Here is a 21,792-nt window from a genome sequence, read left to right as displayed (position 1 = left end):
CGCCCGTGCGGCGTGCCCGCCGGGGCGGGCACGCCGGGAGCGGTCAGGACGCGGGCTTGTAGACGGCGACGGCGCAGGCGCTGCCGAGGCCGATGTTGTGCTGGAGGGCGACGCGGGCGTTCTCGACCTGGCGCTTGCCGGCCTGGCCGCGCAGCTGCCAGGTGAGCTCGGCGCACTGGGCGATGCCGGTGGCGCCGAGGGGGTGGCCCTTGGAGATGAGGCCGCCGGAGGGGTTGACGACCCACTTGCCGCCGTAGGTGGTGGCCTCGTCGTCGATGAGCTTGTGGCCCTCGCCGACGGCGGCCATGCCGAGCGCCTCGTAGGTGACGAGCTCGTTGGCGCTGAAGCAGTCGTGCAGCTCGATGACGTCGACGTCCTCGATGCCGATCTGCGCCTCGTCCATGGCCTTCGCGGCGGCGCGCTGGGAGCAGCCGAAGCCGACGACCTGGATGGAGGAGTTGTCGGCGAAGCTGTCGGGGGTGTCGGTGGCGATGTACTGCCCGGCGATCTCGACGGCCTGGTCCCACAGGTCGTGCTCGTCGAGGAACCGCTCGCTGACCACGATCGCGGCGGCGGCGCCGTCGGAGGTCGGCGAGCACTGCAGCTTGGTCAGCGGGTCGAAGATCATCGTGGCGTTCTTGACGTCGTCGAGCGAGTACTCGGTCTGGAACTGCGCGTACGGGTTGTTCACCGAGTGCTTGTGGTTCTTGTAGCCGATCCAGGCGAAGTGGTCGGGCGTGGAGCCGTACTTCTCCATGTGCTCGCGGCCGGCGTTGCCGAACATCTGCGGCATGGGGGCCTTGTCGAGCTCCCATTCGCGGCCGGCGGTCATCGACTTGAGGTGGTGGTCGATGATGGTGACCTTGGAGTCCATGCCCGCGCCGAGCGAGCCCTTCTTCATCTTCTCCATGCCGAGCGCGAGCGCGCAGTCGGCGAGGCCGCCGCGGACGGCCTGGCGGGCCATGAACAGGGCGCTGGAGCCGGTGGCGCAGGCGTTGGCGACGGTCATCACGGGGATGCCGGTCATGCCGGTCTCGTAGAGGGCGCGCTGGCCCATCGACCCGTACATCGAGCCGGCGTACGCCTGTTCGACCTTGTCGTAGGCGATGCCCGCGTCCTCCAGGGCCTTGCCGACGGCCTCCTTGGCCATGTCGGGGTACTCCCAGTCGCGCGAGCCCGGCTTCTCGAACTTGGTCATGCCCACGCCGACGACGAACGTGCGGTTGGCCATCAGGCCCGCCTCCTCATTACCGAATGCTGTTCGGGTCACGATAACTCCGGGGGCGCCCGCGGCGCTCGCGCGATCCCGATCCCCGGGATGGCGGGGAGAACGGCGAGACCGGGGGGAGGGGCGGGCCCGGCGGCTCAGGCGGACATCTCCTCGGCCAGCGCCTTGGCGAACGCCGCGATGTCGTCCTCGGTGGTGTCGAACGCGCACATCCAGCGGACCTCGCCGGTGCCCTCGTCCCAGGTCGAGAACGCGTACCGCCGGCGCAGCCGCGCGGCGACCGCCGGCGGGATCACGGCGAACACCGCGTTCGCCTGCACCGGCTGGGTGATCCGCACGTCCGGCACCGCCCGCACCGCCGCGGCCAGGTGCTGGGCCATCGCGTTGGAGTGCGCGGCGTTGCGCAGCCACAGGTCGCCGTCCAGCAGCGCCACCAGCTGCGCGGACACGAAGCGCATCTTGGACGCCAGCTGCATGCCCATCTTGCGCAGGAACTCGATGCCGCGCACGGCGTCCGGGTTCAGCACGACGATCGCCTCGCCGGACATCGCGCCGTTCTTGGTGCCGCCGTACGACAGCACGTCCACGCCCGCGTCGGTGGTGAACGCGCGCGGCGGCACGTCCAGCGATGCGGCGGCGTTGGAGAGCCGGGCGCCGTCCATGTGCAGGAGCATGCCGCGCTCGTGGGCGAACTCCGCGAGCGCCGCGACCTCCGCCGGGGTGTAGACGGTGCCCATCTCGCTGCTCTGGGTGATGGACACGATCTTCGGCTGGGCGTGGTGCGGGTCGCCCCAGCCCCAGGCGTACGGGCCGACCAGCTCGGGTGTCAGCTTGCCGTCCGGCGTCGGCACGGGGATGAGCTTGAGCCCGGCGACCTTCTCGGCGGCGCCGCACTCGTCCACGTGGATGTGCGAGTTCTCGGTGCAGATCACCGAGCTCCACGGGTCGGCCATCGCCTGGAGTCCGACGACGTTGGCGCCGGTGCCGTTGAACACCGGGTACGTCTCGGCGCGCCCGCCGAAGTGGCGGCGCATCACCGCGCGCAGCCGGGCGGTGTCGCGGTCGTCGCCGTACGCGGGCTGGTGCCCGCCGTTGGCGGCGGTGATCGCGGCCAGGACCTCGGGGTGGATCCCGGCGTGGTTGTCGCTGGCGAAGCCGCGCACCGGGGCGCCGGCGGCGGGGTCAGGCGGAGAGGTCAACGCGCGTCCCGTTCAGTTCGGCGGCGGGCCGGTCCCACAGGGCCGCGATGGCCCGGCCCAGGTCGTCCACGTGGGTGAAGCCCTCGAACTTCGCGTCGGGCTTCTCGGCGCGCATCCGGTCGTTCAGCAGCGCCTTGACGACCAGGACGACGGCCGCGGCGTCGGTGCCGGTGAACGAGTCGGCGAGCGCGAGCGTCCAGGCCTCGGACGCGGCCTTGGCGGCCCCGTACGCGGCGACGCCCTGGCCGGGGCTGCGCGCGGCGTGCTGCGACACGATCGTCATGCGCCCGCCGCCCGGCGCGGACCGCAGGTGCTCGTGGAAGGCGAGCGTGGTGTGCTGCAGGGTGCGGATGAGCAGGTCGTGCAGGAACGCCCAGTCGGCCAGGTCGGTGTCGCCGAACGTCGCGCCGCCGCGCCAGCCGCCGACCAGGTGGACCAGCCCGTCGACGCGGCCGTGCCCGGCGGCGATCCCGTGGGCCCACTCGGCGACGGCGGCGGCGTCCAGCAGGTCGATGACCGCGGGGGTGACCCGCTCGTCGTCCCACTCGTGCGGGACCCGGTCGGCGGCGATGACGCGGGCGCCGCGCGCGGTCAGCGCCCGGACGACCGCCTGCCCGGCGGCGCCGCCGGCGCCCGCCACCACGACCACCCGGTCATCACGCTGTGTACTCGAAGGCTGCATGCGCCCATTGTCGCGCAGCCGCCGCGATCAGGAGTGGCGGGCGTCGGCCTCGCCGAGCGGCGCGGCGGGCGGCAGCGCCGGGCGGGCGCCCAGCCGCGAGCGCAGCGCGTCGACGTCGTCGCCCAGCCGCGCCATGGTGGCCTGCAGGTCGCGCCACAGCGCGGCGCGCTGCTCCATGCGGGCGAGCTTGCCGCGCAGGTCGGAGACGCGGTTCTCGACCGTCTCCAGCCGGGACCGCTGCGCCGTGGTCTCCCGCCCGGCCCGCACCAGCCCGGTGGCCAGCGAGGTCAGGTCGCGCTCGGTGTCGTCCATGCGCTCGTCGATGCGCGGCAGCAGCCGGTCGTTGAGCTGGCCGACCAGCGAGTCAAGTTCGGTGCGCAGCGCCCGCAGGTCGCGGCCCTGGCCCTCGATCACCTGCTCAAGCCGGCGGATCCGCTCGTCGCAGGCGGCGATCCGGTCGCGTTCGGCCTGGCGTTCCCGATCCTCGGCGATCGCGGCGAGCAGGTCGAGCCCGTTCCGCAATCGGAGCTCCGCCTCCGCGGCGGCGCGTCGGACGAGGGCCGAGAACACGGTCATGGATGCTCCTCATGGGGCGTGAGAGATAAGGCCGGGGCTCCTTAAAACTGTAGGCGAACAGGAAGAGAACAGGGCATGTCGCGGAAGGGTTCTTTGCATGAATCGGCCCGCCGCCACCTGGTCACACGCCGTGGGGGCAGGTGTCAGGCCGAGGCGGCGCCCGCGCCGGTCAGGTGCGCGCAGTCGTTGTAGGTGACGGCGGCGAGCCGGCCGCCGTCCTGCCGCCAGCGCGACACCGAGCAGTTGGCCACCGGGGTCTTCTCGATCTCCAGCACCTCCCGCTCGGAGAGGTCCTCCACCAGGTACCGGGTCGTCACCACGATCGCGTCATGGGTGGCGACCAGCACCCGCTCGCCCGCCGCGTCCTGCTGGAGGTCCCGGTACAGGCTGCGCAGCCGCAGCGCCAGGTCCGCCCACGACTCCCCGCCGGGCGGGCGGTAGTAGAACTTGCCGAGCCGCCGCGCCCGGTCGGCCTCCTCGGGATGGCGGTTGCGGACGCCTTCCGGGGTCAGCCCCTCCAGGATCCCCTGCTCGCGGTCGCGCAGCCGCTCGTCCACCCTGATCTCGGCGTCGAACGGCGCCTGCTCCAGCGCGATCCGGGCGGTGTCGACCGCGCGGACGTACGGGGAGGCCAGCACCAGCGTGGGCCGCTCGCCCGCGGGCAGCGCGGCCAGCCACCGGCCCAGCGCCGCGGCCTGCGCGCGCCCCGTCGCGGTGAGGGCGATGTCGGCGTCGCGCTCGGTGATGCCGGTCTCCTCGGCGCCGGTGCCCTGCACCGCCTGGTAGGCGACGTTGCCGGTGCTCTCGCCGTGCCGGACGAGGGTCAGCCACTGGAGCGCGTTCACGCGAGCCATGATCCCACGCCGTACGGGGTGGGACGTCCAGAATGCACGCTCCGGCCCCCAGCCGCCGCTCTCTATAGCCGGTAGTGATCGGCGGCCCTGGCATGACCTGCGCCGGAGCCGCCAATTGCTGGGTGACCTGGCCGAATGTATCCCTGGAGTTCCCGAAGAGATCACCCCACTTCCCGGCCTCATGCGCACTCGATGTGCACGGCCGCGAAGGCTTCGGGAAGTGTTGGGGGAGATCGCGATCCCCTGTACGTTCGGCACCATGGGCGAGTACGTACAAGTTCAGACCTCGATCCCCTCGCGCGAGAAGGGACTGGAGATCGCCCGGTCCCTCATCGACTCCAACCTGGCCGCCTGCGCTCAGGTCGTCGGCCCGATGACCAGCACCTACCGGTGGAGGGGCGAGGTCCGCGTCGACGAGGAGTACCTGCTGCTGATCAAGACCCCGGCCGCCCGCTACGCCGACCTTGAGGCGCATGTGCACCGGATGCACAGCTACAGCGTCGCCGAGATCATCTCGGTGCCGATCAATTCGGGGCTGGCGTCGTACCTGGAGTGGATGGACGCGGAGACGCAAGCTCCCGGCGGGTAGCGCCGATCGCGGCGCGCAGTTCGCGCGCCCGCGCGGACGGGTCGCCCTGAAGCGCGGTGCCCAGCTCGGTCAGCCGGTTGAGCGCGTAGGTCGCCTGGCTGACCCGCACCGCGTCTACCGCCCGCTCACCGAACCGCACCCCCTGCTGGACGTCGCCGATCTGCGTGAGGGCGAGCCCGACGCTGGCCAGCATCCGGCCCGACTTCTTTTGGGCCGGATCGCTGGCGGCCACCAGCAGGTGACCGATCTCGTCATGGACGGCGGCCTCGTCCCCGAGGCGGGTGGCGATCGTCAGCCGCATGTGCGAGAAGCGCGGGGACTCCAGGCACCGCGTCCATGACCGCTCGACCTGAGGGCGGGCATCGGCCATGAGGTCGGACGCCCGCTCGATCATCTCCCTGGCCGAGGCCTCGCCGAGCGCGGCGGCCTCTTCGGCCTGCCGGCCCAGCAGCCAGGCCCGCGTCGCCGGGTCGCCGCGCTCGGGCAGCAGTTCGCGCGCCCGGTCCAGGGACCGGTAGGCGGCATGGTGTGCACCGGTCGCGCTGATGGCGAAGCTGCGGTAGATCGCGGCGCACGCGCGGATCGCCGGGTCGTCGCTCTCGGCGGCGGCCAGGTCGGCGACGCGGTACAGCGACGCGCACCGGGACACGTCCCCCAGGTCCCAAGCCAGCCATCCGCCCAGCACCGCGCTCTCTCCTGCGGTACGGGCCAGTCGCCTGCGCGCCGGGCCTGGTGGAGCTGCCTCCAGCAGCGAGGTGATCTCGTTCAAATGCGACAGCAGCCCCCGGAAGATCTGCTCGGCGGGCAGCACGAACTCCAGGCGATGGAAGCCGACACAGCGTGCGTCCAGGGCCTCCACCAGGTCGTCGCTGATGCCCGAGGGGCGGGTGAGCGCGCGGGAGATCCGCTCGATCGGATCGGCCAGTCCCAGTGCAGGTGAGGCGGTCACGGCGGCGGCCAGTTGCAGCACGCTACGGCGATCCATGGAGTGGTCCAGCCTTCCGACTGACCAGGCCAGTGAAAGCAGGTCGAGCAAGGAGGGAGCCGTATCCGGATCGCCGGCCGCCCCCGAGTCGCGGGGCTCGGCCGCCTCCGGACCCTCCACGTTAGCGGCCCGGGCCGACGCGTCCGCCGTTGTCCGGGCGAGGGCAACGAGTTCACCGCCGCCGTCCAGCAGCTCGTCAAGGCGCTGTGCGAGGCGCTCGGAGGGCACCTTGTGCCCATGGCGGAGCTTGGCCAGATGCCCAGCGTTGCACGGTACGCCCCGGGCCAGTGCACGAACGCCGATGTCGCGCTCGGTCATGAGCTCGCGCAGTCTCTCGCCGAAGGTCATCGGTTCCCGCCGTATCGACCCGGTATGACCGTTGTCTCTGTTGTCTGAGCAGGGCGGACAACGGACAACATCTTCCACGGTAACCAGCGCGGGGCTTGCATGGCCGGTGAACAGCGAAGCGGCCCCGGCCCGGTGCGCGAACACCGGGGGAGTCCGGGGCCTTGGCCGGAAGGTGGTTCCGACCCATGGCAGATCGTACGACGCGGAGTGCGATGGACGCCCTCACCGAGTTGAGGGCGGACTTCGCCGACTGGGAGTTCTCACTGCACGAAGGCCCGCATACCTGGGTGGCCATGCGCTACCCCGGCAGGGAAGGGACCTTCGTGACCCGCCTGGTCAGCCACGACGCCGAGGAGATGCGGATCGCGCTCACGGCGGTCGTGCGGCTGGATCGGCCCGTGGGGAGCCCGGCGTGAGCGGGCGCGTCCGGCTCTACAGCTGGACGGTCGTCAGCCGCCGCGCCGCGGGTGTGACCGATAGTCCGGCGATGGCGGCCGGGCACGTCGCCGACGAGCTGGCCCAGGCGCCCGCCGGTGCGGAGGGCTCGGTGCGCCGCGTGGCGCTGGCCTCGGCGCACGCGCAGTACGTCGACCTGGGCGAGGTCGCCCGCGCCCGGCGCGAGGACGGCGGCACCGTGCGCTGGGAGGTCGTGTGATGGGCGACGCCGAGCTCCTGGAGGCGCTCGGCCGGGCCTTGGCCGAGGCGGGCTGGCGGGCGGTGCCCCGCTATGACGAGATCCCCGTGCGGCTGCGCATCTTCCACCCGACGCTGCCGGTCGTGGGGGAGACCGTGAGCGTGACCTCCGAGCGGGGCGGAGCGTGGTTCCGTTCCAGTACGGGCAGGCCGCTCGCTCCCTGCCGCGACCTGCCACGCGCCGTGGCCGCCATCAACGCCACTCTCGGCCGGTTCCTGCCGACGCGCGAGCCGACCACCGAAAGCGCCCTGACCCGATGAGCCTGTCTCCCGTCAGCCCGGAGTGCCGTCGGGGTGGCTCCGGGGCGCGGGCACGGCGTGGGCGTGCCGGCCGGAGCGGCGCGGCAGCCGTATGCCCGCCCCGCGCGAGCGGCGGGCGGTGGTTCCCCGCCCGGCCGTGAGGGGGACTCGCACGGCCGGTGTCTGAATCCCCTCGGGTGCACCGGCCGTGCGGCCCCAACAGGTTTCGGCCCGGGACGGCGCGCGCCCGGGACCGCCCAGCTTCCAACAGCGCGCAGGAGGTTCCGATGACTCTCACCGTCGAACGCGCGGTCCAGGCCGTCAAGGGTCCGCGCGAGCTCGTCACCCCGGAGATGTTCGGGGTGATGGTCGACGACGTGGTGACCTTCGACAAGGTCACCCGCCCCTACGCCGAGCGCGGCGTCGAGCAGTTCCTCGTCTTCATGAAGGCGTGGGGCGACACCATGGCCGAGGTGGGCGGCGATCCGCGGGCCTGGGTGAAGTTCGCGCCCTCGCCCGCCGTCGACAAGATCTGGCACCGGTCGATGATGCGGACCCGCACCTTCGCCGCGGTGTGCGACATGGTCGCGGGCCGGTTCATGCACCACCTGCCGATCATGGACGAGGACATCCGCTCCGGTGCCGCGTCCGAACGCGGGCTGGCGGCGATGCGTGCCACCGGTTACCGGGTGGATCTGGAATGGTGGCTGGACGGCGAGAGCTGCTGCCCGGAGAACTGCGCGCAGCCACCGATGAACGATTGACCACCGGGATTGATCATGCGTAGCGACCGGTCCGAGCTGCCGCCCGAGGTCGCCGGAGCGATCGAGGCGCGCAGCGGCCCGATCCACCGGTTCGAGCCCGCGCCCGCCGGCAACCATGCCGACATCTCCGGCACCGTGCACGCGGACGGCGGGCGGCTGTTCATCAAGGCCGCCCGCAAGATCGCACCGGACCGGGACGGCCCGGAGGTCCGGTCGCTGCGCTGGGAAGCCGCGATCAATCCCCACGTCACCGAGTACGCCCCCCGCCTCCACTGGAGCGTGGAGGCGGGAGGCTGGCTCGTCCTCGGCTTTGAGCACGTCGAGGCCAGGCACGCCGACTACACCCCTGGCTCGCCCGACCTGGACGTCCTCGCCAAGGTCATTGACGGACTCCAGGCACGCCGGGCTCCAGAGGTACTGGAGGGCAAGCGTGTCGAGCGGCGTTGGGAGGCGTTCGCCGACGTGTCCGCTCTGGCCGGGGACACGCTGCTGCATGCCGACCTGAACGCCGCCAACGTCCTGATCTCCGATGACGGCACGGTCCACGTGGTGGACTGGACGTTCACCGGCCGCGGCGCCCCATTCCTGGAGATGGCCCTGCTCATCCCCTGGCTCATGGAGGCCGGGCACAGTCCCGCCGCCGCGGAGGAATGGGTCTCCCGCTTCTCCGCATGGACGGCCGCCGACCCGGACGTCATCACTCGGTTCAGCCGTGTCTTCGCGGACAAATGGCAGGCCAATCATGCTACCAACCAGGCCGGATGGGCGGCCGGGCTTGCCGCTCGTGCGCGCCGCTGGGCCGATCACCGGCTGCCACTGTTCGGCGCGGATGCTGCAGCAGGTCAGAGCGGTTCGACCGACTCGCCTAAGTACTACAGCCGGTAGTACTCTCGGAGGCCTATGACGAACGCCCTCGCCAATGTGATCATCGTGGCGTCGCTGCTCGCGGCCGCGTACAGCCTGGTCAGTTCGCTGCGCGACCGGCCGATGGACTACTGGCACCTGGGCGCGCTCGGCGTGCTGGAGGCGCTGCTGATCGCGCAGGCCGTGCTCGGCTTCGTGAAGCTGGGCGGCGGTGAGGGCCCGGCCGAGTCGGCCACGTTCGTCGGCTACCTGCTCGGGGTGCTGCTGATCCCCGCGGCGGGCGCCGGCTGGGGGCTGCTGGAGCGCACCCGGTGGGGGCCGGGCGTGATCGTGGTGGCGTGCCTGTCGGTCGCGGTGATGATCGAGCGGATGCGGCAGATCTGGGAGGGCACCGTTGCCTGAGCCCACCACGGGGAGCGGGCCGGGGCGGCTGCTGGTGGCCGTCTACGCGGTCTTCGCGCTGGCGGCCGGGGCGCGCGCGGCCGTGCAGATCGCCACGCGCTTCGGCGAGGCGCCGGTCGCGTACGCGCTGTCGGCGTTCGCGGCCGTGGTGTACGTGCTGGCGACCGTGGCGCTGGCGCTGGGCGGGCGGACGTCGCGGCGGGTCGCGCTGGTCGCGCTGTCGATCGAGCTGGCCGGCGTCCTGGTCGTCGGGACGCTGAGCCTGGCGGATCCGGCGGCGTTCCCGGACGCGACGGTCTGGTCGGCGTACGGGCGCGGCTACGGCTTCATCCCGCTGGTGCTGCCGATCGTGGGCCTGTACTGGCTGCGCCGAACGGCGCGCTGACGCGGAGCGAGGGCCGGCGGCGGGCCGCCTCCGGCGGGGACGCCCCCTTTGGGGGGTCGCGCTCTGTGTTCCGGGCATCCCCGCTGGAGGAAGCTCCCTCTCCTGTCGCGCCCTCCTCTCGCGCCCTCCTCTCAGGCGGCGGTCATCGTCCGCCCGCCGATGGGCAGCGCGTGCACGGCCGCACGCGCGATCGTCTCGACGTCGTCGTCGGAGTAGTCGGCCACCGGGTTGCGCAGGATCCACCGCACCGTCTTCAGGGGCGGCGCGAACGTGATGCCGTCGGCGCGGAACGGGGCCTTGCGCAGCTTCCCGCCGTGGACCACCAGCACGGGGACGACCTTCACCTCGATCTGCGCGCGCTCGGCGATCAGGGCCCCGGCGGTGGCGGCGGTCTCGACCAGCTCGCGCACCATCGCGGACTTGGTGCGGCCGTCGACGAACAGCTGCCCGCCGTGCGCGCCGATCTCGGTCTCGGGGTGCCAGGCGTCGTTGCGCAGCAGCCACAGCCCGCCCGGCCCCACCACCAGCTGGTCCAGCTCGCCGTGCCCGGGGACGACCCGCGAGTGCAGCACGCGGTGCCCGCGGCGCTCCAGGGTGTGGCGCAGCAGCCGGCCCATGCGCTCCTCGCCGCGCAGCCCGCGCCGCCACACGCTGGAGGCGTTGTAGCCGTGCCAGTGGAAGTACGTGTCGGCGGCCGCAACGAGAAGGGCCGCCACGACGCCGAAAACGGCGTTGACGAGCGCGCTGCACGACAAAAGCGTCAGGGCGGCAAGAATGGCGCGGGTGCGGAGCCTGCTCTTCCGGCCCCGCTGCCACAGCTCCTCGTAGACGGCCTGCGGGGACCCGCCGGTGAACGCGTCCCGGCCCCGGAGATAGATGGAGCTGCCGAACATCCCGACCTCCCTTGTGACAAGCTTGCTGCTGCTCATTATGAGATACCCGTTCCATTGCCGGGAGGCGACCCCCGGTGAGGTAAGTGCACCCGAAAGGCAATGGCGGGTGAAAGAGATATTGCCTGGCCCGCGACCTGCCGGAGCATCTCTTGTGTGCCGATGAAGTGCGCCTTAGAACATGCCACGCCTAATCCGTAAAACGCGGTGCAAATTTCACCGCAAGGGTCGGCGGCGAATCGGGCAGTGGCATTTATCACATGCGGCGGTCCGGATGGGGTGCCGCGGTCGGCCAGACTGGTCGGATGGACCTCCCCGTGCGCGCCGCCGTCCCCGCCCTGCGGGCGGCGCTGGCCGGGCGGGGCACGGCCGTGCTGGCGGCCCCGCCCGGCACCGGCAAGACGACGTTCGTCCCGCTCGCGCTCGCCGGGCTCGTACCGGACGTGCCCGGGGACGCGGCCGGCGGGAAGGTGCTCGTCGTGGAGCCGCGCCGGCTCGCCGCCCGCGCCGCGGCCCGCCGGATGGCCTGGACGCTGGGGGAGCGGGTCGGCGGCGCGGTCGGCGTGACCGTCCGCGGCGAGCACCGGCCGGGCTCGCTGGTCCAGGTGGTCACCACGGGCGTCCTGCTCCAGCGCCTCCAGCACGAGCCCGAACTGGAGGACGTCGGCACGGTCATCCTGGACGAGTGCCACGAGCGCCACCTGGACGCCGACACGGCGCTGGCGTTCCTGCTGGACGTGCGCGCCGCGCTGCGCCCCGACCTGCGCCTGGTCGCCGCGTCCGCCACCGCCGACACCGGGCCCTGGGCCCGCCTGCTCGGGGACGGCGAGGGCGGGCCGGCGCCGATCGTGGAGACGGAGGCGGCGCTGCACCCCGTGGACGTGGTCTGGGCGCCGCCGGAGCGCCCGGCGCCCCCGCCGCACGGCATGCGCGTCGACCCGGCGTTCCTGGCCCATGTCGCGGCCACCGTCCGCCGCGCCCTCGCCGAACGCGACGGCGACGTCCTGTGCTTCCTGCCCGGCGCCGGGGAGATCGCCCGCGTCGCCGGGATGCTGCGCGACGCGGGCCCCGAGATCCTCCAGGTGCACGGGCAGGCGCCGGCCGCCGTCCAGGACGCGGTGCTGGCCCCGGGCGGGAGCCGCCGGATCGTGCTGGCCACCTCCGTCGCCGAGTCCAGCCTGACCGTTCCCGGAGTGCGGGTCGTCGTGGACGGGGGGCTGGCCCGCGAGCCCCGTACCGACCACGCCCGCGGGCTGGGCGCGCTGACGACCGTGCGCGCCTCCCGCGCCACCGCCGGCCAGCGCGCCGGCCGCGCGGGCCGCGAGGCCCCCGGAACGGTCTACCGCTGCTGGCCGCGGGCCGAGCACGACCGCCTGCCCGCCCGCCCCCGCCCCGAGATCGAGCTGGCCGACCTGACCGCGTTCGCGCTGCAGATCGCGTGCTGGGGCGACCCGGACGCCGCCGGGCTGGCGCTGCTCGACCCGCCGCCGGCCGCCGCGCTGCGCGCCGCCCGCGCGACCCTGCGGGCCCTGGGCGCGGTCACCGGGGACGGTGTCACCGGCCGCGGCCGCCGGCTGGCCCGCGTCGGCGTCGAGCCGCGGCTGGCCCGCGCCCTGATCGACGGCGCCGCCGAGGTCGGGCCGCGCGCCGCCGCGGAGATCGTGGCCCTGCTGTCGGAGCCGCCGCCCCGGTCCGCCGGGGACGACCTGACCGCCGCCTGGCGCGCGCTGCGCCGCGAGGGCCCGCCAGTTGACGCGCACGCCGCCCGCTGGCGCGAGGAGACCCGCCGCCTCCGCAAGGCCCTCGCCGGCATCCAGGCGGACCTCGACGCTTCCGTGCAGGTGGACGGCACCTCCGCCGACGGCCGCCGACCCGGGCGTGGCGACGCCCCCGCCGAGACCCGCCGCTCCGAGCGGGCCGACGTACCCGCCGGGCGCGGCCGACCCGGGCGGGACGACGGTCGCCGCGGCGGACTCGGGAGCGGGCGGGCTGGGGCGAGCGATGACGCCGCCGCCGGGACGGTGGTGGCGCTGGCGTTCCCCGAACGCGTCGCGCGGGCGCGCGAGGGCAGCGGCTACCTGATGGCCTCGGGCACCGGCGCCGTGCTCGCCGGCGGCTCGGCGCTGGCCGCGGCGCGGGCGCCGTGGCTGGCGGTGGCGATCGCCGACCGGCCCGCCGGTTCGGCGTCCGCGCGGATCCGGCAGGCCGTGGTCATCGACGAGGACATCGCCAGGGCCGCCGCCGCGCCGCTGCTCGAACGCGCGGACGAGGTCGCCTGGCGGGACGGGGACGTGGCCGCGCGCCGGGTGGAGCGGCTCGGCGCGATCGAGCTGGCCGCCGAGCCGCTGGCACGCCCGGACCCCGAGCGCGTGCGGGAGGCGCTGGCCGCCGGGCTGCGCGCGGAGGGGCTCGCCCTGCTGAACTGGACGCCGGCGGCCGTGGCGCTGCGCGAGCGCCTGGCGTTCTGCCACCGTGCGCTGGGGGAGCCCTGGCCCGCGATGGACGACGCGGCGCTGCTGGAACGCGCGGGGGAGTGGGCGGCCGGCGCGCGGCGCCGGGCCGACCTCGCCCGGATCGACGTGGCGGGCGCGCTGCGCGGGCTGCTGCCGTGGGAGTGCGCGGCGCGGCTGGACGAGCTGGCGCCCGAGCGGATCGAGGTGCCCAGCGGCTCGCGGATCCGGGTCGACTACTCGGACGGGCGGCCCGTCCTGGCGGTGAAGCTGCAGGAGCTGTTCGGCTGGGACGCGGCGCCGCGGCTGGCCGGCGGGCGCGTCCCGCCGGTGGTGCACCTGCTGTCACCGGCGGGCCGCCCGGCGGCGGTCACGTCCGACCTCGCCTCGTTCTGGCGCGAGGGCTACAAGGCCGTGCGCGCCGAACTGCGCGGCCGCTACCCCCGCCACCCCTGGCCGGAGAACCCGGCGAGCGCGGAGCCGACGCGCCGGGTCAAGCCCCGCCGCTGACGTCCGCGCGCCTCATCCGGCGGGGTCCGCGCGGGAGGCGATCAGGGCCTCGACACCGTCCAGGACGCGCGCGAGGCCGAACTCGAAGGCGTGGCCGGGGCCGACGGCGCCGCCGTACTCCTGGCCCGCGGCGGTGCCGACGCGGTGCCCCAGCGGGTAGCGCTCGGGGTCGACGACCTTGGCGACGAACGGCGCGGCCGCCTCCCACCACTGCTCGTCGGTCATGCCGGTGCGCCGGCCCACCTCGGCGGTGTGGACCGACACGCGGGCCGAGCTCTCGGCGAACCCGTTGACCAGTGCCGCCACCGAGTCCATCTCCACGTCGGTCAGGCCGAGCCCCTCGACGGCGCGCAGCTCGAACTCGTACTTCTCCACCAAGTGAGGCCCCAGCGGGGGGCGGCCGGTGGCGACCTGGAGCATCCACGGGTGGCGGTGGAACAGCGCCCAGCTGCCGCGCGCGATGTGCTCCAGCGCGGCGCGCCAGCCCGCCCCGTCCGGCGGCGGGGTCAGCTCGCCGTACGCGCGGTCGAGCATCACGTCGATCAGCTCGGACTTGCCCGGCACGTAGGTGTAGATCGACATGGCCGAGACGCCGAGCCGCTCGGCGATCCGGCGCATGGACAGCGTGTCCAGGCCCTCGGCGTCGGCGAGCCCGATCGCGGTGCGGACGATCTCCTCGGCGGTGAGCTTGGGGCGCGGTCCCCGGCGGGGGCGCTCCTGGACGCCCCACAGCAGCTCCAGGGTGCGGACCGGATCGCCGGTCCCGCTGAACTCCGTCGTCACGTCCCCATCCTCGCAGAGGATCGCGGAATGAAACTCTGTACAACGTACGTTATAGTCAACTCCGTACGACGTACAGAGAGAGGAGCGGGAGAATGGGCGAGCCCGCGATCGCGGCCGAGGGGCTGCGCAAGAGCTACGGCGGCACCGCCGCCCTGGACGGCCTGGACCTGGAGGTGCCCGCCGGGACCGTGCACGGGCTGCTCGGCCCCAACGGCTCGGGCAAGACGACGACCGTCCGCGTCCTCACCACGCTCGCCCGGCCCGACGGCGGCCGGGCCCGCGTCGCCGGGCACGACGTGGTGCGCGAGGCGGCCCGGGTCCGGTCCCGGATCGGGCTCGTCGGGCAGCACGCCGCGGTGGACGAGGTGCTCGGCGGCCGGCAGAACCTGGTGATGTTCGGTCGGCTCTACCACCTGGGCGCGCGGGAGGCCCGGCGGCGGGCCGACGAGCTGCTGGAGCGGTTCCGGCTCGGCGACGCCGCCGACCGCCCCGCCGGCACGTACTCCGGCGGGATGCGGCGCCGGCTCGACCTGGCCGCCAGCATGATCCTCGCGCCGCCGGTGCTGTTCCTGGACGAGCCCACCACCGGCCTCGACCCGCGCAGCCGGGCCGAGGTCTGGGACGCCGTGCGCGCGCTGGCCGGCGGCGGCACCACCGTGCTGCTCACCACCCAGTACCTGGACGAGGCCGACCGGCTGGCCACCGCGATCTCGGTGATCGGCCGCGGCCGGGTGATCGCCGAGGGCACCCCGGAGCGGCTCAAGTCCGAGCTCGGCGGCGACCGCGTCGACGTCGTCGTCCGCGACGCCGCCGACCTCCCCCGCGCCGCGGAGATCGTCGCGCGGGTCGCCGGGACCGAGGCCGACACCGACCCCGACGCCCTGCGCGCCGGCGCGCGGGTCGCCGACCGCGCGGGAGCCCTCACGGCGGCCGTGCGCGAGCTGGACGCCGCGGGCGTCGCCGTCGCCGACATCGGCCTGCGCCGCCCCACCCTGGACGAGGTGTTCCTGCACCTCACCGACGAAGCACGGGAAGAGCCGGCCCAGAAGACGCAGAAGACCCAGGAGGTACGCGCATGACCATCGCGCCCATGACCACTCCGCCCATGACGTCCGCCGACCCGATCCCCCCGGCGGGCGGGATCCGCTGGGCCGCCGCCGACTGCTGGACGATGACGCGGCGTGCCCTGGCGCACTGGGCCCGCAAGCCGGGCGAGGTCGCCGTCGGGCTGCTGTTCCCGGTGATGGTCGTCCTGATGATGGGCTACCTGTTCGGCGGCCAGATGGACGTGCCCGGCGGCGGCGACTACCGGGAGTTCATCATGCCGGGCATGTTCGCCCTGACCATGGCGTTCGGCATCGAGACCACGTTCACCGCCGTCGCGAGCGACGCCGCCAAGGGCGTCACCGACCGGTTCAGGTCGATGCCGATGGCCTCGTCCGCCGTCGTCGCGGGCCGGGGCGCCGCCGACATGCTGCACTCGGTCGCCGCGCTGGCCGTGATGATCGTCTGCGGGCTGGCGATCGGCTGGCGCTGGCACGAGGGAGCCGGGCGGGCGCTGGCCGCGTTCGGGCTGCTCCTGCTGCTGCGCTTCGCGCTGCTGTGGATGGGCGTCTACCTCGGCCTGGTCGCCAAGGGCCCCGAGTCGGTCGCCGCCGTCCAGATCCTGGTGTGGCCGATCGGGTTCCTGTCCAGCGCCATGATCGCCCCGAGCACCATGCCCGGCTGGCTGGGCGCGATCGCCGAGTGGAACCCGATGTCGGCCACCGTCACCGCCTGCCGCGACCTGTTCGGCGGCCCCGGCGCGGCCGCCGGCGGCTCATGGGCGGCCGAGAACGCCGCCCTGATGGCGGTCGTCTGGCCGCTGCTGATCGTCGCCGTGTTCCTGCCCCTGTCGGTCCGCCGCTACCGGGCCCTGAGCCGCTGATCCCCAACGGCCGGACGGCCGACCGGACGGCGGCCCGGCGGACGGTCAGGCGCCGCCGGGCAGGACCGCGGCGCGGTGGCGGGCCAAGGCCAGGGCCGGGTAGCAGTCGTCGGGGATCGTCTCCGCGCCGGCCAGGGCGGCGCGGAAGCGGGGGCCGACGGTGGCCGCGTCGTAGGGCTGGACGACGCACAGCTCGGCCTGCATCGCCTGCCGGGCCGCGGCCATCAGGGCGCGCACGTCGCCGACGATGACGATCTCGCCGGGGGCGTCGCCGTACGACAGCCGCACCGCCAGGGCGTGCAGGTCCACGCCGCCCTCGTAGCGGAACTCGCACACCAGGCGGTCGCCGTCCAGCGGGCCCTCCTGGATCAGCCACACCTGGCCGGGCGTCACCTGCCCGAGCGCGCCCGCCCAGGGCGGCTCGGGCAGCTCGCCCAGCTCGGCGGCCGCGCGGGCGGCGATCCGGCGGACCTCGGCGGGCCCGATCGCCGCCAGCGCCCGCAGGAACGTCTGCGCCCCCGGCGTCCCGGCGGCCCGCAGGACCGTGATCAGATCGCCCAGCGCGGCCCGCCGGCCCTCGGCGTGCGGCGCGGCCTGCTCCAGCGCGCCGAGCTGCGCGGACGTCCACACCTCCGCCTGCAGCGCGCCGGGCAGGGCGGGCAGCTCGTCGGCCGCCCGCGCGTACGCCTCGTACACCTCGCGCAGGGCGGGCAGCGTCAGCCGCGGCGACGGGGCGTGGGGTCGGGTGGCACTCACCCTCCCAGATTAGGGGAGATCCGGCGCGGATCAGGCGTTGGGGACCGACAGGAGCCGCCGGTGATCCCCGATCGTGCGCACCTCGAACCGCGCGATCTCGTCGGGGGCCAGCGCCGTGCCGCCCTGCATGACCAGCGGCGCGGGGGAGCCAGGCCGGCCGTACCCCTTGGGCGGGACCGACCAGCCGGCCACCACGTGCCGGTGCCCGGCCCGGTCCACCGCGACCAGCTCGCACCGCAGCGGGCCCTGGACGCCGCCCAGCCGCAGCCCGACCCGGCTGCCCCACTGCTTGTGCTCCATGGCCACCGTGCCCTTCACGCCGGTGTCGGGATCGGTGGCCGACACCCGCCGGCCGTCCCGGAACAGCGCCTCCACGCCGTTCTCCGGGGCCGCCACCGGCGGCGCCTCCCGCTCGCCCGAGGCGACGGTGACGCCCAGCCCGGCGGCGCCGCCCATCAGGACCAGCCCGGCCGCGACCCCGACCAGGGCCTGCGAGACCCGCCGCCGGCGGGCGCCCGCGCGGCGCCGCCGCAGCAGGTCGCCGACCACGCCGGGATCCGGCCGGGCCGGCGGCAGGGGGTCCTCGGCGATCGGCGGCAGGCCGTCCAGGCTGGCGGCCAGGCCCCGCAGCGTGCCCAGTTCCCGGTGGCAGGCCGCGCACGAGGACAGATGGCGCTCGAACGCGCGCCGGTCGGGCTCCTCCAGAAGGCCCAGGGCGTACGCGCCGACGTCGGTGTGCTGGATGGTCGCGCTCACGGTGTCACCCCCCTCTCCTCCAAGGCGACGCGTAGCGCCCGGAGCGCGTAGTAGACCCGGGACTTCACCGTTCCGACGGGGATGCCGAGGGCCTTGGCGGCCTCGTTGACGGAGCGGTCCCGGAAGAAGGTCTCGTTCAGGATCTCGCGGTGCGCCGGTGACAGCGACAGGAGGGCTTCGGAGACGACTACCGAGCGCAGGAGGTCCTCCAACCCGTCGGGGGCGCGCAGGTTCTCCAGCGGGCCCTCGCCCGCCTCCTGCGGCCGCGCGTTCTTGCGGCGCTGGTCGTCGATCACGATGCGCCGCGCGACCGTGGCCAGCCACGGCAGCAGGGACGTGGCCTCGGCGTCCAGCTGGTGGGCGCTGCGCCATGCGCGGATCATGGTCTCCTGCACCACGTCCTCGGCCCAGTGCCGGTCGCCCCCGGTCAGCCGCAGCACGAACGACAGCAGCGGCCGGCCGTACACCCGGTACAGCTCGTTCACCAGCACCTGGTCGTCGACGTCCCCGGCCGGCCGGGGGCCGCGGAACCAGCTCCAGGGGCCGGCGCCGGCGGGGCGGCCGCGCTCGCGGTCGGCCGGCGCTGCGGTCGGTGTTCTGTGGGCCATCGGGGTCTCCGGCTGGTGGGGTGCGGGGGGAGGTGCGCGGTGACCGGTGCTCAGCCAGGGGGCGGGCCGGTGCTCCCGCCGCCCGCCGTTCGCGGCCGGACGCCGCCGTCGCCGCCGCTGCCCGACCCGCCGGTGCGGGGGCCGAAGCCGGGCGGCAGCGGCGTGCCGCCGCCGGGGACGGCCTTGGCGCCGGTGGCGCGGACGGCGTACCAGGCGCCGTTCACGCCGTGCCCGCTCGCGTCGCCGGGGGCGGCGTCGCGGGCGTAGCGGTACAGGGGCCACCCGCCGAGGGTCAGCTGGAGCGTGCCGTCGGGGCGGGTGACCTGGCCGACCCGGGCGCGCGGGATGCCGGCGGCGATCCGCAGCTCGGGGGAGTAGCGGACCGGCGGCCACATGCGCGAGCAGGCGCCCGCGCAGGTGCTCGCCGAGGGGCGGGCGCGGTCCCGGTCGAAGCGGTAGAGCGTCCGCCCGGCGTTGTCGGCGACGATCGTGCCCAGCGGGCCGGGGGCACCGACCCGGATCGCGGTGATGGGGACGGGCGCCCCGTTGCCCGGCGCGCCCTCGCCCGGCACGGCCTCCGGGGGCGGCGGCGACTGCGGCCTGCCGTAGGCGCCGCCGCTCTCGGACGCGCCCTGGACGACGCCGCGGAACCCGCCGCAGCCGGCCAGCGCGACGCTCGCCGCCGCCGCGGCGGCCAGCGCCGCGGCGGTCCGCCGCCGGGATGTCATGGGTGGCCTTCCTCCGCGCCTCGTCCGGGTGTCCGTCGGGTGGATGTACGCGGGTGCGGAGGCGGGAGGTTCAACGCGGACGGCGACCGAATCTCGGGAAAGATCCCGATATGACCTGGAATGTTCCAGGGGTGCCCTTACTTGTTCGCTAGCTTTTACTTACTTCTGCGACGGCACCGCCCGCGCCCCACGTCCAAACGGACGTTCACCGGCATCACACGACACAGGAGGAGGTGCGTCCCGGCGCGTCGGCACGAGTTCTCCGTACGAGGCGAACACTCACTCCGCACTGGAGCGAATGAGGGCAACCGGCCCGATTCGCTCGGAGGACCGAGAGGCGATCGGGAGTGAACGGCAACGGACTGGTCTACCGGCTGCTTCTGGCCGTGGACATACAGGCGTACAGCAAGCGGGACACCCGCGAGCAGCTGCTCGCGCAGCACCAGCTGAGCCGGGCGCTCGACGGGGCCGCGGCCGACATCGGCCTGGAGCGCGCCCGCTGGGACAAGCAGGTCGGCGGCGACGGCGAGCTCGCCACCCTCCCCGAGGACGTGGACCCCGCGCCGGTCGCCGGCGACTTCGTCATCGCCCTGGCCGGCCGGCTGCGGGAACTGAACGGCGAGCGCGGCGACCGGCCCGCCCTGCGCGTCCGGCTCGCGCTGCACCACGGCACCATGACCGCCGGGCCGTTCGGGCCCGCCGGCGACGCCCCGATCGTGGTGCAGCGGCTGCTGGACTCGGCGCCGCTGCGCCGCCTGCTGACCGGCGAGCCCGCCCGCGACGTCGCGTACGCGGTCTCGGAGTCCCTGTACGGCGACGTCGTGCGGACCGGCTTCTGCGCGCTGCCGCCCGCGGCGTTCCAGCCCATCAAGGTCACCGCCAAGGGCGCCGCGTTCCGCGGGCACATGCTCACCGGCCCGGCCGAGGGCAGGCGGGCGCAGGGCGGGCGGGGCGGGCCGGGCGACCGGTCCGCCCCGCCCGGCGGGCGCGTGCTCGACTTCCCCCGGCTGGCCGTCCGGTGACGGGCACCGCGCGGGAACGGGGCACCGCGCGGGAAGCAACACCGGCGGCCGGCGGTTGTCCCGTGCGACGGGCCGGGAGACGGGCCGGGAGACGGGCTGGAAACGGACGAGGGAGAGGCCGATGACGGAGCACGCGGGACTGCTGAAACTGCTCGGCGAGCGCGACCTGGGCGTCCTGGCGACGCTGAAGAAGGACGGGCGCCCCCAGCTGTCCAACATCAACTACCACTTCGACGAGGCCGCCCGGCTGATCCGGATCTCGATCACCGAGGACCGCGCCAAGGCCCGCAACCTGCGCCGCGACCCGCGCGCGTCCCTGCACGTCAGCGCGCCCGACGGCTGGTCGTGGGCGGTCGCCGAGGGCACCGCCGAGCTGACCGCGGTGGCCGCCGACCCGCACGACGCGGCCGTCGAGGAGCTCATCGACGTCTACCGCGCGATCCGCGGCGAGCACCCCGACTGGGACGACTACCGCCGCGCCATGGTCGCCGACCGCCGCGTCGTCGTCCGGCTGCGCGTCGAGCGCGTGTACGGCCAGCCGCCCGCCTGACGCCCTAACATCGCATCCATGGCGGAAGTGACCTCGCGGGACGGAACATGGACATTCGACGGCGAGGTCGTACGGATCGTCCCGGGCAGCGACCGTTCGGTGCACAAGCTGCGCAAGGCGCTCGGTGAGGTGGTCGTGCCGCTGCAGGCCGTCCTGGGCGTGGCGTACGAGCCGGGCCGCAAGGGCGGGCGGCTCCGGCTGCGGCTGCGCGACGGCGCCGACCCGCTCACCCAGGCCGTCGCCGGCGGGCTGCCCGACGCCGCCGACCCGTACCGGCTGAACGTGGGCGCCGACCGCAGCGGCGCGGCCGGGTTCCTGGTCGACGAGCTGCGCAACTACCGGCAGCTGTGGGAGGTCCCCGAGGGGCCCAGCGACCGCTACCTGATGCCGGGCCCCGGCGTCCCGCTGACGTGCTCGGCGGGCGACGGCACCGCCTCGTTCGACGGGGAGCGGATCCGGCTGGAGTGGAACTGGCTGGCCGGCGGCACCAAGACCGCCGCCGGGCCGCAGACGTTCGAGCTCAAGGACGTGACCGGCGTCGAATGGGGCCGCCAGGCCGGCATGGGGTACGGGTTCCTGCGCTTCCGGCTGCGGACGCCGCGGCCGGAGCGGTCGCCGGAGGAGGACCCGCTCGCCCTGTCGTGGGGGATCCAGCGCGAGGGCGGCACCACGGCGCTGCTCGCCGCCGCCGTCCTGGCCCGGCTCCCGCACCCCCTCGCCTCCGCCGAGCTCGCCGAACCGGCCGCCCCGCGGACCACGCCCGCCCTCGCCGCCGGCGACGACCCCGACGCCATGCTGCGGCGGCTGCGCGAGCTCGGCGAGCTGCGCCGCGAGGGGGTCCTCACCGAGGAGGAGTTCGCCGCCGCCAAGCGCAAGCTGCTCGAAATGTAGCCCGCGGAGGAGGATCTTCCTCCCAAGTAGGAAATATCGCCCCCTCTTTCCGGAGGCGATCCCTTTGCCGCCGCCCGGCCCCGTGTCACCCTTACGGCACTCCGAGCCCGGG

At 74.6% G+C, this 21,792-nt stretch carries 26 protein-coding genes; 14 read left to right on the top strand and 12 right to left on the bottom strand.

All coding sequences use genetic code 11. From position 1 onward, the window contains the following. Positions 1–43 precede the first annotated feature (43 nt). The 5 genes from AB0881_RS09270 to AB0881_RS09250 form a co-directional block, all read right to left on the bottom strand. Complete coding sequence (locus tag AB0881_RS09270; protein WP_366615600.1) at positions 44–1,270, bottom strand: lipid-transfer protein; 1,227 nt, start codon at positions 1,268–1,270, stop codon at positions 44–46. 95 nt (positions 1,271–1,365) lie between these two features. After that, entirely contained in the window at positions 1,366–2,427 is a 1,062-nt protein-coding gene (locus AB0881_RS09265; RefSeq protein ID WP_366615599.1) for a low specificity L-threonine aldolase, read from the bottom strand. Then, positions 2,411–3,109 (bottom strand): SDR family NAD(P)-dependent oxidoreductase, encoded by a 699-nt coding sequence (locus AB0881_RS09260; RefSeq protein WP_366615597.1) that lies wholly within the window; start codon positions 3,107–3,109, stop codon positions 2,411–2,413. The genes AB0881_RS09265 and AB0881_RS09260 overlap by 17 nt, the downstream gene beginning before the upstream one ends. A gap of 27 nt (positions 3,110–3,136) precedes the next feature. Further along, a complete protein-coding gene (locus AB0881_RS09255; RefSeq protein ID WP_366615595.1) occupies positions 3,137–3,685 on the bottom strand; it encodes a hypothetical protein in 549 nt (182 codons plus the stop codon). Positions 3,686–3,828: 143 nt separating this feature from the next. Further along, the gene (locus AB0881_RS09250) at positions 3,829–4,539 is read right to left on the bottom strand and encodes a histidine phosphatase family protein (protein WP_366615594.1); all 711 of its coding nucleotides are present in this window, start codon (positions 4,537–4,539) and stop codon (positions 3,829–3,831) included. 259 nt (positions 4,540–4,798) lie between these two features. On the opposite strand from AB0881_RS09250, the gene cutA reads away from it, so the two are divergent. Continuing rightward, positions 4,799–5,128 carry a divalent-cation tolerance protein CutA gene (cutA, locus tag AB0881_RS09245; RefSeq protein ID WP_366615592.1) on the top strand — a complete coding sequence of 110 codons (330 nt, stop codon included), beginning with the start codon at positions 4,799–4,801 and terminating at the stop codon, positions 5,126–5,128. Here the strand turns inward: cutA and AB0881_RS09240 are convergent. After that, a complete protein-coding gene (locus AB0881_RS09240) occupies positions 5,064–6,461 on the bottom strand; it encodes a helix-turn-helix transcriptional regulator (protein ID WP_366615591.1) in 1,398 nt (465 codons plus the stop codon). The two genes, cutA and AB0881_RS09240, sit on opposite strands and share 65 nt — an antisense overlap. A 185-nt stretch (positions 6,462–6,646) precedes the next feature. Here AB0881_RS09240 and AB0881_RS09235 point away from each other — a divergent pair, with 185 nt between their 5' ends. The 7 genes from AB0881_RS09235 to AB0881_RS09205 all read left to right on the top strand — a co-directional run bounded on the left by AB0881_RS09235 (position 6,647) and on the right by AB0881_RS09205 (position 9,809). Further along, complete coding sequence (locus AB0881_RS09235) at positions 6,647–6,877, top strand: hypothetical protein (protein WP_366615589.1); 231 nt, start codon at positions 6,647–6,649, stop codon at positions 6,875–6,877. Beyond that, positions 6,874–7,116 (top strand): hypothetical protein, encoded by a 243-nt coding sequence (locus tag AB0881_RS09230; RefSeq protein ID WP_366615588.1) that lies wholly within the window; start codon positions 6,874–6,876, stop codon positions 7,114–7,116. Before AB0881_RS09235 ends, AB0881_RS09230 begins: the two co-directional genes overlap by 4 nt. Then, on the top strand, positions 7,116–7,415 hold the full coding sequence (locus AB0881_RS09225) for a hypothetical protein (RefSeq protein WP_366615587.1): 300 nt from the start codon (positions 7,116–7,118) through the stop codon (positions 7,413–7,415). Before AB0881_RS09230 ends, AB0881_RS09225 begins: the two co-directional genes overlap by 1 nt. A gap of 266 nt (positions 7,416–7,681) precedes the next feature. Continuing rightward, positions 7,682–8,158 carry a hypothetical protein gene (locus tag AB0881_RS09220; protein ID WP_366615585.1) on the top strand — a complete coding sequence of 159 codons (477 nt, stop codon included), beginning with the start codon at positions 7,682–7,684 and terminating at the stop codon, positions 8,156–8,158. 15 nt (positions 8,159–8,173) lie between these two features. Next, on the top strand, positions 8,174–9,043 hold the full coding sequence (locus tag AB0881_RS09215) for a phosphotransferase (RefSeq protein WP_366615584.1): 870 nt from the start codon (positions 8,174–8,176) through the stop codon (positions 9,041–9,043). Between the two features lie 15 nt (positions 9,044–9,058). After that, positions 9,059–9,424, top strand: coding sequence for a hypothetical protein (locus AB0881_RS09210; protein ID WP_366615582.1), 366 nt, complete (start codon positions 9,059–9,061; stop codon positions 9,422–9,424). Then, entirely contained in the window at positions 9,417–9,809 is a 393-nt protein-coding gene (locus AB0881_RS09205) for a hypothetical protein (RefSeq protein WP_366615581.1), read from the top strand. The genes AB0881_RS09210 and AB0881_RS09205 overlap by 8 nt, the downstream gene beginning before the upstream one ends. Before the next feature lie 131 nt (positions 9,810–9,940). Here the strand turns inward: AB0881_RS09205 and AB0881_RS09200 are convergent, their stop codons facing one another. Next, positions 9,941–10,702, bottom strand: a complete 762-nt coding sequence (locus tag AB0881_RS09200; RefSeq protein ID WP_366615579.1) for a nuclease-related domain-containing protein — start codon at positions 10,700–10,702, stop codon at positions 9,941–9,943. Positions 10,703–11,004: 302 nt separating this feature from the next. Between AB0881_RS09200 and AB0881_RS09195 the strand changes: the two genes are divergently transcribed. Next, entirely contained in the window at positions 11,005–13,659 is a 2,655-nt protein-coding gene (locus tag AB0881_RS09195; RefSeq protein ID WP_366615577.1) for an ATP-dependent helicase C-terminal domain-containing protein, read from the top strand. A 12-nt stretch (positions 13,660–13,671) separates the two neighbouring features. Here the strand turns inward: AB0881_RS09195 and AB0881_RS09190 are convergent, their stop codons facing one another. After that, the gene (locus tag AB0881_RS09190; protein ID WP_366615576.1) at positions 13,672–14,442 is read right to left on the bottom strand and encodes a TetR/AcrR family transcriptional regulator; all 771 of its coding nucleotides are present in this window, start codon (positions 14,440–14,442) and stop codon (positions 13,672–13,674) included. A gap of 92 nt (positions 14,443–14,534) precedes the next feature. On the opposite strand from AB0881_RS09190, the gene AB0881_RS09185 reads away from it, so the two are divergent. Together AB0881_RS09185 and AB0881_RS09180 are read left to right on the top strand one after the other, a co-directional pair. Next, complete coding sequence (locus tag AB0881_RS09185) at positions 14,535–15,521, top strand: ATP-binding cassette domain-containing protein (protein WP_366615575.1); 987 nt, start codon at positions 14,535–14,537, stop codon at positions 15,519–15,521. A gap of 11 nt (positions 15,522–15,532) precedes the next feature. After that, complete coding sequence (locus AB0881_RS09180) at positions 15,533–16,369, top strand: ABC transporter permease (RefSeq protein WP_366615574.1); 837 nt, start codon at positions 15,533–15,535, stop codon at positions 16,367–16,369. 45 nt (positions 16,370–16,414) lie between these two features. Here the strand turns inward: AB0881_RS09180 and AB0881_RS09175 are convergent, their stop codons facing one another. The 4 genes from AB0881_RS09175 to AB0881_RS09160 all read right to left on the bottom strand — a co-directional run bounded on the left by AB0881_RS09175 (position 16,415) and on the right by AB0881_RS09160 (position 19,217). Continuing rightward, a complete protein-coding gene (locus AB0881_RS09175) occupies positions 16,415–17,125 on the bottom strand; it encodes a hypothetical protein (RefSeq protein ID WP_366615572.1) in 711 nt (236 codons plus the stop codon). 30 nt (positions 17,126–17,155) lie between these two features. Continuing rightward, positions 17,156–17,881 carry a zf-HC2 domain-containing protein gene (locus tag AB0881_RS09170; RefSeq protein WP_366615570.1) on the bottom strand — a complete coding sequence of 242 codons (726 nt, stop codon included), beginning with the start codon at positions 17,879–17,881 and terminating at the stop codon, positions 17,156–17,158. Next, complete coding sequence (locus AB0881_RS09165) at positions 17,878–18,366, bottom strand: sigma-70 family RNA polymerase sigma factor (protein ID WP_366615658.1); 489 nt, start codon at positions 18,364–18,366, stop codon at positions 17,878–17,880. Before AB0881_RS09165 ends, AB0881_RS09170 begins: the two co-directional genes overlap by 4 nt. A gap of 173 nt (positions 18,367–18,539) precedes the next feature. Beyond that, positions 18,540–19,217, bottom strand: coding sequence for a hypothetical protein (locus AB0881_RS09160; RefSeq protein ID WP_366615568.1), 678 nt, complete (start codon positions 19,215–19,217; stop codon positions 18,540–18,542). Positions 19,218–19,564: 347 nt separating this feature from the next. On the opposite strand from AB0881_RS09160, the gene AB0881_RS09155 reads away from it, so the two are divergent. The 3 genes from AB0881_RS09155 (at position 19,565) to AB0881_RS09145 (ending at position 21,680) form a co-directional block, all read left to right on the top strand. Further along, entirely contained in the window at positions 19,565–20,239 is a 675-nt protein-coding gene (locus tag AB0881_RS09155; protein WP_366615566.1) for a hypothetical protein, read from the top strand. A gap of 121 nt (positions 20,240–20,360) precedes the next feature. Next, positions 20,361–20,789: a PPOX class F420-dependent oxidoreductase gene (locus tag AB0881_RS09150; protein ID WP_366615565.1), complete on the top strand. Its 429-nt coding sequence runs from the start codon at positions 20,361–20,363 to the stop codon at positions 20,787–20,789. Between the two features lie 18 nt (positions 20,790–20,807). After that, a complete protein-coding gene (locus AB0881_RS09145; RefSeq protein ID WP_366615563.1) occupies positions 20,808–21,680 on the top strand; it encodes a DUF4429 domain-containing protein in 873 nt (290 codons plus the stop codon). The last annotated feature ends 112 nt before the right edge of the window (positions 21,681–21,792 follow it).

Source organism: Spirillospora sp. NPDC029432, from assembly GCF_040703975.1.
Lineage (GTDB): Bacteria > Actinomycetota > Actinomycetes > Streptosporangiales > Streptosporangiaceae > Spirillospora.
The sequence above is the reverse complement of the archived record's forward strand: the minus strand, read 5'-3'. Positions and strand labels throughout refer to the sequence as shown.